This is a genomic window from Mycolicibacterium vinylchloridicum, assembly GCF_013404075.1.
Taxonomy (GTDB): Bacteria; Actinomycetota; Actinomycetes; order Mycobacteriales; family Mycobacteriaceae; genus Mycobacterium; species Mycobacterium vinylchloridicum.
Map to the genome: position 1 here is coordinate 94,651 of NZ_JACBJQ010000018.1, position 15,879 is coordinate 110,529.

Genomic DNA, 15,879 nt, shown 5'->3' on the forward strand with positions numbered 1-15,879 from the left:
CGGTGAACACCGAATTCACCCTGACCCAGAAGCGCGCGCTGGCCATCATCACGCTGCTCGCCTTGGTGTTGGGGGCGTACTTCCTGCGTCACTACTTCATCCTCGTGGTGATCGCGGCGATCGTCGCGTATCTGTTCACCCCGCTGTACAACCGGTGCAGGAGCCGATTCGGGTCCGGGCTGTCGGCAACGCTGACGGTGCTGGCCGCACTGGCGACCGTCATCATCCCGGTCGGCGCGCTGTTGACGCTTGCGGTGCTTCAGATTTCGCACATGGTGGTGCATGTGGCGGAGTGGGTCGAGACCGCCGACATGTCGACGGTCGGCAATCAGGCGCTCGAGTATGTCAATCAGGCGTTGGGCCGACTGCCGTTCGGGCACTTCTCCGTCTCGACGGACTCGTTGCGCGACACGATGATCAGCGTCTCCCAGAACCTCGGGCGGTGGGCGCTGCACGCGCTGCAGGGTGCCGCGGGCGGCGTGATCGGCGTTGTCACGTCGGCGATCATCTTCTTGTACGTGCTGGTGTCACTGCTGACCAACTCCGAGCAGCTGCTCCTGCTGATCCGCCGGCTCAATCCGCTCGGCGAGGAGGTCACCGACCTCTATCTGGCGAAGATGGGCGCCATGGTGAAGGGAACTGTCAAGGGCCAGTTCATCATCGCGCTGGTTCAGGGCGTGCTCGGTGCGGCGTCGATCTACATCGGCGGGTTCCACGACGGGTTCTTCATCTTCGCGATCTTCCTGACCGCGCTGTCCGTCATTCCACTGGGCAGCGGCATCGTCACCATCCCATTCGGCATCGGGATGATGCTCTTCGGGAACATCGGCGGCGGGCTGTTCGTGGTGCTGTTCCACATCATCGGCGTCACGAACGTCGACAACTTCCTGCGGCCGATTCTGGTGCCGCGCGAGGCTCGGCTGGATCCGGCCTTGATGCTGCTGGCGGTGTTCTCGGGTATCGCGATGTTCGGCTTCTGGGGCATCGTGCTCGGGCCGGTGCTGATGATCATCATCGTCACGACGATCTCGGTGTACCTGGCCGTGTACAAGGGTGTGGAGATGACGTCACACGAACCACCAGAAAAGCGCCGCCGGATGTTCCGGCGGCGCCTTCGGGCCGAAGCTGAAACTACTGCGGCTGCCGCGGACGGCGAGCCGGCACAGGACTAGTCGACCTGTTTGAACCAGGAGATCACGACCATCACCATCGCGGCGACCAGAGCCACGATCACCCATAGCACCAGGGCCATGTCGATCCAGGCGCCAGGCGGCGGAGCGCCGGGCAGGATATTTCGCAGCGGCACGATGGCGAACAGCATTGCGGCATACCACGTTGCGAACGGCATCTGGAACTGCTTGCGCCGGGTGATCACCAGCACCGAGGTGAAGATGGCGATGGACGGCAGGGTGAGCAGAACAACGACGATGCCGAGGTCGAAGGCCAGCGGACCGAGCGCGCGGCTGAACGTGACCTCGGTGGCGTCGCCGTCACCCTTGGCGGCCGGTGCCGGGGCGACCTGCTCGCTGGACAGGTCCCAACCCTGCAGGGCACCCGCGATTTCGACCTTGGCCGGAACGATCTTGCGCTCATCGCCCTCGCCGACCAGAAGGTCGGCGCTGATGCCCTGGGTCCGGTAGTGGTCGAACGGCCAGGTGTTCACATCGCCGTCGACGTCGATCGTGGTTGTCACCTCGGCCGGTGCCGCACCTGCAGGGAACTTCAAGTCCCCCAGGGAGTTCCACGGGTGCAACCGCACTGCAATGTCTTCCTTGAGAGTGTCCAGATTCTCGTCGACCAGCGAGTCCGCTGGGATGACAAGCACTTTGGCGTCCACCTTGTAGTCGACGGTACGCAGAGACTGCAGCGTGATCAGGACCGTCGTCTCTGAACCGTTGCCTTCCCCGGACGCTTCGAGCTCCTTGGCGGAACCGGACAGCCACCAGTAGCCGAACAACGTGACGATGTAGGCGAGCACCACCACCAACACGGCGAGGATGGCGACAGTCTTGCCGCGCTTGGCGGCGGGAGCCGAGGCCTGCGGCTCAGCGGGGGTGGTGGTCACGCCCGGAATGGTATATGGAGCCGTTCAAAACCACAGCCCTTTGCCAAGGCGCCTAAAACGGCGGTGGGTCCGGGTCATTTGCTGGTGGTTTCGAGCCAAGTAGCACGCCGTGACGGACCCTCCGCTCAGTGCGATTGCGGCAACGTTCGGCGGTGATGTATTTGGCCCGGTTCTGCGCCCTGGTGGTCTTGCGCCGGGGCATCTTGACGGTGCGCTCACCGCTCGACTCGGCAACCTGCCGCCCGCTTGGAGCCGGCGTCGGAGCCATCAGAGCCGGGAACAGCACAGCGCTACCCGGCGTGGTGACATACGTTTGCCCACCGGGCAGCGTCCAAATGATTGTGCCGTCGGCCAATTGCCTGTCGCGCCAGCCCCAGAACGTCTTCAGGAGGTGGCAGCGCCGGCAGAGGCACTTGAGATTTCCGGCGTGCGTGGGGCCGTACGGGTGCGGGATCGTATGGTCCAGGTCGCACTGGGTGGCCGGCTTGTCACAGCCCGGGCCGCGGCACGTGAGATCGCGGGCACGCACGAATTCGGCCAGCGCACGGGATGGCCGGTAGCCGGATTCCGGCGATAGGTCGGCGGGGTGGATCAGCGGGCTCAGCCGCGCCTGCTTGGCCAGTTCGATCAGCAGCTCGCCGGGAATCAATGCGTCGGTGCCCAGTACGTATCCCGGGTTGTCGGACCGACCCTGCAAGGTGGCTTCCTCGGCGACGACGTGGATGACGACAGGGCCGGGCACCGGCTTGTCTGCCGCAGGGCAGTTCGGATCACCGCACTGGCAGGCCAGCCGGTCTGCGCGGGCGGCCAGGGCACCATAAGCGTCGGCACGGCGCTGCTCGAATGTCCGAGGGTCACCGTCGCACACCGTCTTGGCCAGCACATCAAGTCGTTGATCGAACGCCTGGGCATCGGTTGAGAACAGTCGCGCGATGACTTCGGTGCAGCCTTCCATGTCATCCCCGACGATCACTTCACGGTCGGCGGCGCGGCTGCGACGGCGCCGCACGGCGTCGGGGTCGTGCTTGATCACGATGCGATCGATTTCCGAAGCCAACTTTCCATCGGTCATCGCCGGCCACCGGGCCGCTCGCGCAGCGAGCTTGCGGTCGACCTCGGCCAGGACCGCTTCATCGGTAATGAGGCCGGTGCGAAACACGACCGTCTGAAACATCTGCATATCGATATCACCGGCGATGAAGACAGCCGCGACTTCGGGAAGCTGCCTCATCGCCAGCCCGTAGGTCATGTAGCTGCCGGCCTTACCGAGCCTTATGCGCAGCGCGGCAGACACTTCCGAGCCGACTGCTGCCCAGGTGTCGACCGCCCAGTCTTCACGCTCACCCCGTTCGTGACGACGTAGTTCAAAAAGCTCGGCGATCGAGGCCAGCATCCGGGCATCGTCCTGGTTCGCCGCCCGCGCGGACGCGGAGATGCTCGCCAGCAGCGCACGGGATTGCGCCGTATCCGAGGGCTCGAAATACTCGTGATACGGGCTGCGTACGAACATGTGTTCGATACTACTCGCGAACCCCGACAAGTCCGTCGATGCTGGTCAAGGGCTAGAATTCCCGGATCATGACGACGTGGCGGGAAGTCGAAGCGGCCGTGCCCGGATTCGCCGAGCGGGTGCAGGCGCTATTCGATGCGCACAAGCACAAGACCATCGCCACGCTGCGCGCCGACGGCTCGCCCCGCATCTCCGGAATCGAGACGACGTTCGTAGACGGTGAACTGACGTTCGGCTCGATGCCCAACGCCCGCAAGGGCGCCGACCTACGGCGCGATCCCCGCTTCGCCCTGCACAGCGCGACGGTCGACCCGGTCGAGGGGCGCGAAGCGCAGTGGCCGGGTGAGGCGAAGATCGCTGGACGGGCCGTCCTCACCCAGGGCCCCGACGGTGATGCCTTGCGCGCCGACATCGCCGAGGTCGTCCTCACCCACCTCAACGACGACGCCACGCTGCTGGTCATCGAATGGTGGACGCCCGCACACGGACTCAGGTCGGTCGAGCGCGAATAGCTATGTCAGCCGTTCCTTGAGGAACTGCACGACCCGCTTGCGCGCCTCATAGGCCGGCTGGTTCTCCACCTCGCGGACCTCGAGGGTCAACACCGCGTGCGCCATCCGTTTGAACCCGGCCGGGTTGCCCTTCGACGAGTCCAGCTCGATGACCTCGAAGGCATCCCCCAGCCGATCTTTGAGCGTCTTGAACCGTTCGGCCGGCGCCATCGGATCTCCGCTGAATCGCAGACCCAGCGCGCACAGCCCGTCTTCGGTGGCGCGCTTCTCGACGACCTGCAACTCGCCCTCGGACAGCCCGGGGTCACGCTTCTGCTTGGCGGTGAGCGCTATCGGCACCGACGGCTGGCTGAGCACCGAGGCCAGCACACTGTCGTCGACGGCGGCCGCCAGGGCGAACCCGCCGGTGAAGCACTGCCCGATCACACCGACGCCCTTGCCGCCGGCCTTCTCCTTCAGGTCGCGAGCCAGCGCCCGCAGGTAGTTGGTCACCGGGCGATCCTTGTTCGTCGCGAACGCCGCGAACTCCTTGGACACACACGCGCGGGCGAGCACCGGCAGCATCGCCGGGGTCATCGCCGGCGCCTCGGGCGTCCCGAACAGCGACGGGATCGCGACCGAGAAGCCGTTGTCCACCAGGTAGTTTCCCAACGCCAGCACGCCGGGATGAATACCGGGGATCTCCGGGATCAGCAGGACACCGGGTCCCGAGCCCTTGCGATAGACGTCATGGGTGAATCCGGCCGCGCTGAACGGCGCCCCGACCCAGCCGGTGAGGTCGGCGGCCGGAGCCGCCTGGCCGGTGACATTGGATTCAGCTCCGGGCATGGAGGTCTCCTCTTCAGGCAGGCGGCAGCGGCTTCTGAGTCTGTGTGCCAACGGCAAGCGTACGGAAGTCGGAGCTGCTGCCGGCGCCCGTGATCGCCACCTGAGCGGGACCGTCCGAGCTGTCCAGGCGGGTGGTCCACACCGGCTCGGTGCCCTCGCCGCCCTCGTAGACGATCCACTTCACGCCGTCGACGTCCTGAACGCCGGTCGGATACACCGAGGAATGGATCGAGCCGACCAGCGCCTGCTCATCGGCGTTGCTCTGGGTCAGGCTGACAAACATCTTGGACGCGGCCAGGTAGCCGACGGTCGAGAAGACCGCACGCTGGCGCTGCCCCTTCCCGTCGGTGCGGCCGGCCTCGATGCCGCCACGCTTTCCGGAATTGGCCACCCAGCCGGTGGGCAGCTGCGGCAGCCGGATCGGAATCCCCAGCGCCTCGGCGTCGGCCTTCAGCGCGGCGGGGGCGTCATACGGCGGCGGCGCCCCGTCCCGCGGGTTGCTCGGACGGACAGAACACATCCCCACCAGGCCCGCCAGCACGATGCAGGCCAGGATCAGCGGGGCCAGTGACCAGAACATGTCGCGACCGTCCTGGAGCAGCCTGGGCTTGGGTTCCTTCGGCGGGACGCCTGCCTCGGGGGGGATCGGAGCCGCTGGGCCGGCGACATCGGGTGGCGTCACGCCAGCCAGTATCCCAGGTCTGGACTGCCGACCGGCTTCTGGGACAATCTCAGCCATGCCAGAAGCCCGCCGTCGTGAAGCGCCCGATCGCAACCTCGCCCTCGAATTGGTTCGGGTGACCGAAGCAGGCGCAATGGCCGCCGGCCGCTGGGTCGGCCGGGGCGATAAGGAGGGCGGCGACGGGGCAGCCGTCGACGCCATGCGCGAGCTGGTCAACTCGGTGTCCATGCGTGGTGTGGTGGTCATCGGCGAGGGCGAGAAGGACCACGCCCCGATGCTCTACAACGGCGAAGAGGTCGGCAACGGCGACGGACCGGACTGCGACTTCGCCGTCGATCCGGTGGACGGCACCACTCTGATGAGCAAGGGCATGCCCAACGCCATCTCGGTGCTCGCGGTCGCCGAGCGCGGCGCGATGTTCGACCCGTCCGCGGTGTTCTACATGCACAAGATCGCCGTCGGGCCCGACGCCGCCGACGTCATCGACATCACCGCCCCGATCGCCGAGAACATCAAGCGCGTCGCCAAGGTGAAGAACTCCAGCGTCGCCGACTTGACCGTATGCATCCTGGACCGGCCGCGGCACGCCCAGCTGATCGCCGACGTCCGCGACGCGGGCGCCCGCATCCGGCTGATCTCCGACGGTGACGTCGCAGGCGCCATCTCGGCCTGCCGCCCGAACTCGGGCACCGACCTGCTCGCCGGTATCGGCGGCACCCCTGAGGGCATCATCGCCGCGGCCGCGATCCGCTGCATGGGCGGCGCCATCCAGGCCAAGCTGGCGCCCACCGACGACGACGAGCGTCAACGGGCCATCGACCGCGGTTACGACCTTGACCGCGTGCTGCTCACCGAAGACCTGGTCTCCGGCGAGAACGTCTTCTTCTCCGCCACCGGTGTCACCGACGGCGACCTGCTCAAGGGCGTCCAGTACTCCGGCGGCGGCGCCACCACTCAGTCGATCGTCATGCGCTCGAAGTCCGGCACTGTCCGGATGATCGAGGCGTACCACCGGCTTTCGAAACTCAACGAATACTCCGCGGTGGATTTCACCGGGGACAAGTCCGCTGCATATCCACTTCCGTAACCGACAAAAAAGGGAGCACATGAGCACCGACAGTGTGGTCGAGGGCGAATACCGCATCGAGCACGACACCATGGGCGAGGTCCGGGTGCCGATCAACGCTTTGTGGCGGGCCCAGACCCAGCGCGCCGTCGAGAACTTTCCGATCTCGTTCCGCGGGCTCGAGCGCACCCAGATCCGTGCGCTCGGCTTGCTGAAAGCTGCTTGCGCACAGGTGAACAAGGATCTGGGCAAGCTGTCGGCGGAGAAGGCCGACGCGATCATCGCCGCCGCAGGCGAGATCGCCGACGGCCTGCACGACGACCAGTTCCCCATCGACGTGTTCCAGACCGGCTCGGGCACCAGCTCGAACATGAACGCCAACGAGGTGATCGCCTCGATCGCAGAGCGCAACGGCGTGACGGTGCACCCGAACGACGACGTGAACATGTCACAGAGCTCCAACGACACCTTCCCCACCGCCACCCATATCGCGGCGACGGAAGCCGCAGTGCGCCACCTGATCCCGGCGCTCGAGGTACTGCATGAGTCGCTTGCCAACAAGGCCCGTCAGTGGCGCACGGTCGTGAAGTCCGGTCGCACCCACCTGATGGACGCCGTCCCGGTCACCCTGGGCCAGGAGTTCGGCGGCTACGCCCGCCAGGTCGAGGCCGGCATCGAACGGGTCAAGGCCACACTGCCCCGCCTCGGTGAGCTGGCGATCGGCGGCACCGCGGTAGGCACCGGCCTGAATGCACCGGACGGCTTCGGCGCCAAGGTCGTCGAGGTCCTCGTCGCGCAGACCGGCCTGGCCGAATTGCGCACGGCGAAGGACTCTTTCGAAGCCCAGGCCGCCCGCGACGGGCTGGTCGAGGCATCCGGCGCGCTGAAGACCATCGCCGCGTCGTTCACCAAGATCGCCAACGACATCCGCTGGATGGGCTCGGGCCCGCTGACCGGGCTTGGCGAGCTTGCGCTCCCCGACCTGCAGCCAGGCAGCTCGATCATGCCCGGCAAGGTCAACCCCGTCATCCCCGAGGCCGTCACCCAGGTGGCCGCCCAGGTCATCGGCAATGACGCCGCGATCACCGTCGGCGGACTGTCGGGCGCGTTCGAGCTGAACGTCTACATCCCGATGATGGCGCGCAACCTGCTCGAGTCGTTCACGCTGCTGTCCAACGTGTCGAAGTTGTTCGCCACCAAGTGCATCGACGGCCTGATCGCCAACGAGGAGCACCTGCGCGAGCTCGCCGAGTCGTCCCCCTCGATCGTGACGCCGCTGAACTCGGCCATCGGCTACGAGGAGGCCGCCAAGGTCGCCAAGCAGGCACTGAAGGAGAAGAAGACGATCCGTCAGACGGTCATCGACCGCGGGCTGATCGGCGACAAGCTCTCCGAAGCCGAACTCGACAAGCGCCTCGACGTCCTGGCGATGGCGAAGGTCAAAGACGGCGACTGAGCGGCGGTGACGCCGCGCCGGGCCGCGCTGGCCAGTTTCGCCGGGACGACAGTCGAGTTCTACGACTTTCGTCTACGGAACTGCTGCTGCACTGGTGTTTCCGAAGCTGTTCTTCCCCAGCGCGTCCCCGGCGACCGGCGTCCAGCTCTCGTTCGCCACCTTCGGGGTCGGGTTCGTCGCCCGGCCGCTGGGCGGCGTTGTGTTCGGCCACTTCGGTGACCGTGTCGGCCGCAAGCATGCTGGTGTATTCGCTTCTGCTGATGGGTATTTCGACGGTCGCGATGGGCCTGCTGCTGGCCTGCGCCCAACTCGGGGTGGCGGCGCCGATCCTGTTGACCCTGCTGCCCCGACCCGCAGTTCCTGTCCTGGGGGTGACGAATCCCGTTCCTGGCCAGCGCGATTCTGATCGCGATCGGTCCGGCGATCCGGCTGTCACTGACCGAGAGCCCGGATTTCACTGCGATACAACAACGTTCGGCGCAGCAGCGGTAACCGATCGCCGAGGCGGTCCGCCGGCACTGGCGCCAGATCTTGCTGGTTGCCGGGGCTTACCTGTCCCAGGGTGTGTTCGCCTACATCTGCGTGGCCTATCTGATCTCCTACCGCACCACCGTCGCCAAGATCCCCCGAACCGACCCGCTATTGGGGATTTTCGTGGCCGCGGTCGTGGCCGTCATGGCCTATCCCCTCTTCGGCGCGCTGTCCGACCGGGTAGGCCGAAAGCCGGTGTTCGTCGGTGGTGCGGTGGCCATGGGCCCACTGGTCCTCATCTTCGGCCTGGCGATGGCGCCTGCCGCGGGCGTGACGGGGTCGCTGTTCAGCCTGATGTTCGACGCCGACGTCCGCTACAGCGCGGTGTCCGTCCCCGTAGCTAACCCCGGACCCTACCATTCCCATATTTGGGAAAGCTGTGCCGAAATTGCGAACTGGGCCGGTATCAACCCGCTTGGTAGACGAAATTTGCTGTAAGCACGTCAATTTCAACGAGACGCCGCTGAGAGCTTTCGATCTCAAATTTTCCATGACCGATGCCGTTGAAAAGTCTTGACCGCCTGATCAGCAAACGCCTACATTGAGCCATCCGCTGTCAGCAAACACTCGGCCATTGCACGGCGGTTCGCCAAAAGGGGGATTCACATGTCCACGTATCGGACGATCATCGCCGCCGGGCTCGGCGGAACCGCGATGGTGAGCATCGGCGTTGCGCTTGCGATGTCTCCGAGCCCATTGCCTCCCCCGACGGTGCAACTGGCGTCGTTCGACACCCCCCTCGCACCCGTGACGGACCTGTGGTTCCTCGACAACAACTCTTTCATCGGCAGTGCTTTCACTCCCACCACGCTCGCGGCCGCCCGCAACGTCAACGGTTTCGACCTCTTCCGCCCCTTCGGCACGGGTGGCTGGCTGATCGGTGACGGAGTCAACGCCCAAGCCGGCTGCACGGGCACCGCGTGCAACGGCGGCAACGCCGGCATCCTGTTCGGCCGCGGCGGCGACGGCTTCAACGGTGGAAACGGCGGCAACGGCGGACTCTTCTTCGGTGCCGGCGGTACCGGTGGCGCTGGGCTGCCCGGCGGAGGCGGCGGTCGTGGCGGCAACGGCGGACTCTTCTTCGGTGCCGGCGGAACGGGCGGCCAGGGCGGAACCGGCGCCACGGGCACCGCCTCATCGGTCACCGGCGGCAAGGGCGGGAACGGCGGCCAGGGCGGGAACGGCGGATTCTTCGGCGGCGCGGGCGGCGTCGGCGGTCAGGGCGGTACCGGCGGCGCCGGCTACGGCAATCCGTTGGACGTCGTCCCGCCCGGTGTCGGCGGAGACGGCGGTGACGCGGGCGCAGGCGGCAGCGGCGGAGTGTTCGGCGCCAACGGGGCGACCGGCAACGGCGGCGACGGCGGAACCGGCGGAGGTGGGGTCAACAGCAGCGATTCCACGATTCCGGGCGGCAACGGTGCCGACGGTGGCAATGGCGGCGCCGGGGTGGTCGGCGGCACGGGCGGCACGGGCGGTCAAGGTGGCACGGGCGGCGCGAACCCGGGCACGAACGGTGTGGGCGGACCCGGCGGTGGCGGCGGCAAGGGCGGCAAGGGCGGCACCGGCAGCACGGCCGGCGGCACCGGCGGCACCGGTGGTCAGGGCGGCACCGGTGGTCAGGGCGGCACCGGCGCGGGCGCCACCGGAGGTGGCGCTGGCACCGGCGGGCAGGGTGGCCAGGGCGGAACGAGCTCAACGGGAGCGGGCGGCAAGGGCGGCACCGGTGGTGTCGGCGGCACCGGCGGATCGACGGGCGCTGGAGGGACCGGCGCGAACGGGGGCACCGGCGGCACCGGCGGCGGAGGCGGTGCGGGCAGCAGCGGCGCAACTCCCGGCAATGGCGGTAACGGCACGAACCCGGGCAACAACCACAATGGCGCCAACGGCGGCGCAGGCGGTGCGGGCGGTAGCGGAGGCAACGGCGCCGACGCCGCCTAAGCGCTGGCCTTGTCTCCGAAGCGGGCAATCCCCAGCGGCGCGGTGATGCTGTGCACCACCAGGCTCAGCGTCACCGCGATCACTCCGGCCTGGGTGAGCAAGTCGGCGTGCTCGATGTCACCCCGCTCGATCACCAAGAGCCCCAACACCACTGTCCCGATCCCCCGCGGACCGAACCAGCCGATGAACACCCGGCTGTAGCCAGGCATATCCGTTCGGATCAACGCCACCAGGACCGCGACCATCCGCACTCCGAACAGCGCCACGACACAGAACAGCACCACCTGCCAACCGGCGTGCCGCCAGGAGTCGATCACCGCGAACGCGCCGAACATCGCGAAGACCAACAACTCCAGCAGTTGCCCGGTCGCATCCGAAACCTGGGTCGACACTTGGGTATTGCTGCGCCGCGCCACCACTGCGAACGCCAGCCCGCCGGTGAACGCGGCGACAAATCCGCTGGCGTGCACGCGCTCACCGAACTCGAAACAGATCAACGCGACAGCCAAGGTGGCCAACTGCGCCCACGTGTCGCTCATCCAGTCGCGATGTCGCGACCATGCGATCAGCGCCGCGCCACCGAGCCCGATCACCGCACCGATGACCAAGGACACCAGCTCGGTGCGCACCAAAAACCACGTCCAGTCGCTGGGCCGCTGGTCAGTATGCGCCGAGGCCAGCGCCAACGCGGCGAGCAGCGCCGCCAATGCGAAGCCGTCGTAGAAACCGCTCTCCACCGACAGCGCGTTGCGCACCCGATCGGGAATTCGGTTGTCCTCCAACAGCGCATCGATGAGCGCGACCTCGGTGGGTGCGACGATCGCGGCCAGACACACTGCTTCCCACCACGGCAGCACCGGCAACAACACCGCTGCGGTCAGTGTCCCGAGAACAAGCGTCAGCGGGATCCCGATCACCAAAAGCCGGAACGTCACGTGTCCGCGGCGCAGCACCTTCGCAGGATCCAGCTTGGCCGCCTGGTTGAACAGGATCACCGTCAGCGCCAGCTGCGCCAGAACCGTGTAGCCGTCAGTGCCCGGACCGGCCGCCAGTACGTTGAAACCGAAGGGGCCGAACACCATTCCGAGCCCGACGAAGATCAGCGCGGGTGCGACATACCAGCGGTTCACCAGACCGGACACCACGGCATAGCCCAAGACCAGCAGGGTCAGGACGAACGAGGTGGCGGTATGCACTAAGCGCCGTTATTGGAACCGCCGGAATTGGCCCCGGGGATGTCGGTGATCGGAATGTTCGGCATCGGCTTGGGCGACGGGGTTGCCGGCAGCGCCGGGATATCGGCGGCCGGGATGTCGGCCAACATGTTGGCCGGCGGGCCGTTGTCCCGCGAGCCGTACATGCTGCCCGGCGCGCGCGGGCCCAGCATCTGCGTGACGGTGACCAGGTGGTAGCCGTTGGCCTTGAGCACCGGGATGAACTGCTCGACGAGATCGACGGTCGACGAATAGGTGTCGTGGAAGAGCACCACCGACCCGGGCTTGATCTGCGTCATCAGCATGTAGCGGGTGGCGGCGGTGTTCGAGTCGTTCATCCAGTCGAACGGGATCACATCCCACAGGATGGCGGCCAGCCCGTACTGGGCGGCCACCTTGTTGACGGCGTCATTGGTGAGCCCGCCGGCCGGCCGCCACAGCACCGGGGTCTGCCCGGTGGCGGCCTTGATCGCGTCGTTGGCCTTGCTGAACTGGGCAGGCACGTCCTCGGGCGGGATCGTCGTCATGTTCGGGTGTTCCCAGGTGTGGCTGCCGATCTCCATGCCGGCGTCGGCCACTCGCTTGGCACCGGCCGGGTTGGCGGCCACCTTGTTGCCGATCATGAAGAACGTCGCCTTGGCGTCCGCGTCGTTCAGGATGCCCAGAAGCCGGTCGGTGAACGGCGAGGGCCCGTCATCGAAGGTCAGCGCCACGCACTTGACCACCGAGCAGTCGACTGCGTCGGCCTTGGCCACCTTGACGTGCCCGGTGAATCCGCCGATGACGACGACGGCCACACCGGCGCAGACACCGACCGCGGTCCGCAGATAGGACCAGGACAGGCTGTCGGGTGGGCGCCGCACCCGGCTGAGTTTACCGGCCACCGCTGGCCGGTCCCTGTACCCGCGTGGCACTGGGGGCTAGCACCACCGCCAGAAGAACCGCTAGCAGCATGGTGGCCGTAGGGCGCTGCGCGGAATGCTGAGGACACCGAAGGAATCCGGTTGCAGACAAGGAGCGGTTCATGAGTTCGAAGGTTCACGACGAATTGGTTCTCTCGCACGTGGTTGTCACCGCCGAGGTGCAGGCGCCGTTCGACCTCGTCGATATCGAGCAATGGCTGAAAACCCTTCCCACACACGAATATCAACGATGCGCCCCAGGCGATCACAAGGCGGCGGGATACACCGTCGACGACGACGGCACACCGATGTCGATCAACGTGGAGATGATCGGAACCGGCTTGGTGGTGCAACAGTATCGGTTCGAGATCGCGGGTCCGCACTACTGCAAAATGGTGTCGCTGTCCGATGTGCTGACCCCACTGGGTTGGACGTCCACGCAGGTCATCTGGGAGCTGCAGATGGAACGTCTCGAGGGTGACCACTGCCGATACACCAACACCGTGACCTCACACCCCACCGATCATTTCCTGGACTTCATCGCCGAACACGGACAAACGTTCGCCGAGGCCGCCGCCGCCCGCCAGGACGCCTCGGGACGGCACTGTGAGATCGAGACGCCGCGGTATGCGCAGAGCATTGCCCGCTGGGCGAACGACCACGCCGCTGCCGCATAACCGCCAACCGTTCGTCAGGAGTATGGACATGCCTTCAGCAGTGTTGTTCGAGCACCCCGGGGATCCCGACGTCCTGCAATGGCGCCCGGTGGATCCGTTGCGGCCGGGTGCGGATCAAGTGGTGATCGACATCGCGGCGGCCGGGGTCAACAACGCCGACCTGCTGCAGCGACGTGGACGATACCCGGTTCCTGCCGGTGCGCCCCGACCGCTGGGCTTGGAGTGTGCGGGCACCATCGCCGCCGTCGGACGCGATGTCACCGACTGGTCGCCTGGCGACGCGGTGTGCGCACTGCTCGACGGTGGCGGCTACGCCGACCAGGTAGCCGTGCGGGCCACCCAGGTGATGCCGGTCCCAGCCGGGCTGAGCATCGTCGAGGCCGCGGCCGTCCCGGAAGTGGCCTGCACGGTCTACTCCAACCTGGGCATGATTGCCGGACTCACCGCCGGCCAGACCGTACTGATCCACGGCGCGGGCGGGGGAATCGGGACATTCGCCATCCAATGGGCCGCCGCGATCGGTGCGCATGTCATCACCACCGCGGGCAGCGATGCCAAGGCGCGGGCCGGCAGGGAACTCGGCGCGCGAGTTGCGATCAATTACCGCACTGAGGATTTCGTGACCGCCGCTCTGGCCGCCACCGGCGGTCGCGGTGTCGACGCGATCCTGGATGTGGTCGGCTCGGATTACCTGGCGCGAAACGTCGAATGCCTTGCCCCAGACGGACACCTGGTGATCATCGGTGGCTCCACGGAGCCGACCGTCCTGGATCTCGGCCTCCTGATGGCCAAGCGGGCCAGCATCACCGCCACGATGCTGCGGGCCCGTCCGGCCGATCAGAAAGCCGCGATAGTCGCCGGAGTGATCCGCGATGTGTTACCCCTGTTCGAAACGGGGGCCATCCGCGCGGTCGTAGACACCATCGTCCCACTGCCCGACGCCGCCCAGGCTCACCGCCTATTGGAGTCCAAGCAGACGGTCGGCAAAGTCATCCTCGACAACCGCATCACGGCAGGGCGCCGGGACTGATCTCCTCGAGCATCTCGGTGACCAGTGCGGCGATCGGCGAGCGTTCGCTGCGCATCAAGGTGATGTGCGCGAACAGCGGGTGGCCCTTGAGCTTCTCGATGACCGCCGCGACGCCGTCATGGCGTCCGACCCGAAGGTTGTCACGCTGCGCGACATCGTGAGTCAGCACCACCCGAGATCCGCTGCCCAGCCGCGAGAGCACGGTCAGCAGCACGTTGCGCTCCAGCGACTGCGCCTCGTCGACGATCACGAACGAGTCGTGTAGCGAACGACCCCGGATGTGCGTCAGCGGCAACACCTCGAGCATCCCGCGGGAGAGCACCTCCTCCAGAACAGCCGGTGACGCCAGCCCCTCCAGGGTGTCGAAGACGGCCTGCGCCCAGGGGCCCATCTTGTCGCTCTCGCTGCCCGGCAGATAGCCCAGGTCCTGCCCGCCGACCGCATAGAGCGGCCGGAACACCACGACCTTGCGCTGGGTGCGCCGCTCCAGGACCGCCTCGAGACCCGCGCACAGCGCCAGTGCCGACTTGCCGGTACCGGCCTTGCCGCCCAGCGACACGATGCCCACCGACTCGTCTTGCAGCAGATCAAGCGCGACGCGCTGTTCGGCGGACCTTCCCCGGAGGCCGAACACCTCGCGATCACCGCGAACCAGCTGAACCTTCTTATCCGCGTTTACCCGGCCCAGCGCGCTCTGGCTCGCGCCGAGAAGCCGAACACCGGTGTGGCACGGCAGATTACGCGCATCCTCGAGATCGATCTCACCCTCGGAGAAGATCGTGTCGATATCCTCGCCCGCCACGTCGAGCTCGGTCATCCCCGTCCAGCCGGAAGTGATCACATCCTGGGCGTGATACTCGTCAGCCAGCAGGCCGACCGCGCCGGCCTTCACCCGCAGCGGAATGTCCTTGCTGACCAACGTGACTCGCTTGCCCTCGGCCGCCAGGTTGGCTGCGACCGTCAGGATCCGGGTGTCGTTGCTCTCGGTGCGGAACCCGGACGGCAGCACCATCGGGTCGCTGTGGTTGAGCTCGACATTCAGTGTTCCGCCTTCTGTCCCAATGGGAATCGGCTGATCGAGACGACCGTGTTCCAGACGAAGATCGTCGAACAACCGCAGCGCCTGCCGGGCGAACCAACCCAACTCGTGGTGGTGGCGTTTGGCTTCCAGTTCGCTGATGACCACGAGCGGTACCACCACTTCGTGTTCGGCGAACCGGGTGCACGCCCACGGGTCGGACAACAGAACTGAGGTGTCGAGCACATACGTCCGAACGGGCGACTGCGAATCGGTCACTGGGCGCTCCTCAGGTTCACGCGGTCCCCGCAAACCTCTCGGCGGACACTGCGGCACCAGGACCGGGACCGGTCCTGTCGTAGTCGAAACGATAGGTGCCGCCCGGACAGCAGAGCATGTCGCTAGCCATCGACAGCGACGCTACTCCCGTCTGCGCCCGCGCGCCGATCG

The 15,879-nt window shown here is 66.8% G+C and carries 14 protein-coding genes and 1 pseudogene; 8 read left to right on the plus strand and 7 right to left on the minus strand.

What is annotated here, in order from left to right; all coding sequences use genetic code 11:
- The first annotated feature begins 2 nt into the window (after positions 1-2).
- Positions 3-1,172, plus strand: coding sequence for an AI-2E family transporter (locus HPC46_RS16885; protein ID WP_179471867.1), 1,170 nt, complete (start codon positions 3-5; stop codon positions 1,170-1,172).
- Here the strand turns inward: HPC46_RS16885 and HPC46_RS16890 are convergent.
- Positions 1,169-2,065 carry a DUF4436 domain-containing protein gene (locus HPC46_RS16890; protein ID WP_179471869.1) on the minus strand — a complete coding sequence of 299 codons (897 nt, stop codon included), beginning with the start codon at positions 2,063-2,065 and terminating at the stop codon, positions 1,169-1,171. The two genes, HPC46_RS16885 and HPC46_RS16890, sit on opposite strands and share 4 nt — an antisense overlap.
- A 52-nt stretch (positions 2,066-2,117) precedes the next feature.
- Positions 2,118-3,575 (minus strand): HNH endonuclease signature motif containing protein, encoded by a 1,458-nt coding sequence (locus tag HPC46_RS16895; RefSeq protein ID WP_179471951.1) that lies wholly within the window; start codon positions 3,573-3,575, stop codon positions 2,118-2,120.
- A 68-nt stretch (positions 3,576-3,643) separates the two neighbouring features.
- On the opposite strand from HPC46_RS16895, the gene HPC46_RS16900 reads away from it, so the two are divergent.
- The gene (locus HPC46_RS16900; protein WP_179471871.1) at positions 3,644-4,087 is read left to right on the plus strand and encodes a pyridoxamine 5'-phosphate oxidase family protein; all 444 of its coding nucleotides are present in this window, start codon (positions 3,644-3,646) and stop codon (positions 4,085-4,087) included.
- Here HPC46_RS16900 and HPC46_RS16905 read toward each other — a convergent pair whose 3' ends face one another.
- Positions 4,088-4,915 (minus strand): dienelactone hydrolase family protein, encoded by an 828-nt coding sequence (locus tag HPC46_RS16905; protein WP_179471873.1) that lies wholly within the window; start codon positions 4,913-4,915, stop codon positions 4,088-4,090.
- A gap of 13 nt (positions 4,916-4,928) precedes the next feature.
- A complete protein-coding gene (locus HPC46_RS16910) occupies positions 4,929-5,597 on the minus strand; it encodes a DUF4245 domain-containing protein (RefSeq protein WP_325096692.1) in 669 nt (222 codons plus the stop codon).
- A gap of 55 nt (positions 5,598-5,652) precedes the next feature.
- Here HPC46_RS16910 and glpX point away from each other — a divergent pair, with 55 nt between their 5' ends.
- The 4 genes and pseudogenes from glpX (at position 5,653) to HPC46_RS16930 (ending at position 10,588) form a co-directional block, all read left to right on the plus strand.
- Positions 5,653-6,684, plus strand: coding sequence for a class II fructose-bisphosphatase (gene glpX, locus HPC46_RS16915; RefSeq protein WP_179471877.1), 1,032 nt, complete (start codon positions 5,653-5,655; stop codon positions 6,682-6,684).
- Between the two features lie 19 nt (positions 6,685-6,703).
- The gene (locus HPC46_RS16920) at positions 6,704-8,119 is read left to right on the plus strand and encodes a class II fumarate hydratase (RefSeq protein WP_179471879.1); all 1,416 of its coding nucleotides are present in this window, start codon (positions 6,704-6,706) and stop codon (positions 8,117-8,119) included.
- A gap of 6 nt (positions 8,120-8,125) precedes the next feature.
- Positions 8,126-8,983, plus strand: a pseudogene (locus tag HPC46_RS16925) (MFS transporter); the annotation flags it as partial.
- A gap of 273 nt (positions 8,984-9,256) precedes the next feature.
- Complete coding sequence (locus HPC46_RS16930; protein WP_179471881.1) at positions 9,257-10,588, plus strand: hypothetical protein; 1,332 nt, start codon at positions 9,257-9,259, stop codon at positions 10,586-10,588.
- On the opposite strand, the gene HPC46_RS16935 is transcribed toward HPC46_RS16930, so the two are convergent.
- Positions 10,585-11,784 (minus strand): cation:proton antiporter, encoded by a 1,200-nt coding sequence (locus HPC46_RS16935; protein WP_179471883.1) that lies wholly within the window; start codon positions 11,782-11,784, stop codon positions 10,585-10,587. The two genes, HPC46_RS16930 and HPC46_RS16935, sit on opposite strands and share 4 nt — an antisense overlap.
- On the minus strand, positions 11,784-12,665 hold the full coding sequence (locus HPC46_RS16940; RefSeq protein ID WP_179471885.1) for a polysaccharide deacetylase family protein: 882 nt from the start codon (positions 12,663-12,665) through the stop codon (positions 11,784-11,786). The genes HPC46_RS16935 and HPC46_RS16940 overlap by 1 nt, the downstream gene beginning before the upstream one ends.
- A gap of 161 nt (positions 12,666-12,826) precedes the next feature.
- Here HPC46_RS16940 and HPC46_RS16945 point away from each other — a divergent pair, with 161 nt between their 5' ends.
- Both HPC46_RS16945 and HPC46_RS16950 read left to right on the plus strand, forming a co-directional pair.
- Entirely contained in the window at positions 12,827-13,381 is a 555-nt protein-coding gene (locus HPC46_RS16945) for a hypothetical protein (RefSeq protein ID WP_179471887.1), read from the plus strand.
- 28 nt (positions 13,382-13,409) lie between these two features.
- A complete protein-coding gene (locus HPC46_RS16950) occupies positions 13,410-14,411 on the plus strand; it encodes an NAD(P)H-quinone oxidoreductase (protein WP_179471889.1) in 1,002 nt (333 codons plus the stop codon).
- Here the strand turns inward: HPC46_RS16950 and HPC46_RS16955 are convergent.
- Entirely contained in the window at positions 14,389-15,675 is a 1,287-nt protein-coding gene (locus HPC46_RS16955) for an RNA 5'-3' helicase PhoH2 (RefSeq protein WP_407665517.1), read from the minus strand. The genes HPC46_RS16950 and HPC46_RS16955 overlap by 23 nt on opposite strands.
- Positions 15,676-15,879: the final 204 nt, after the last annotated feature.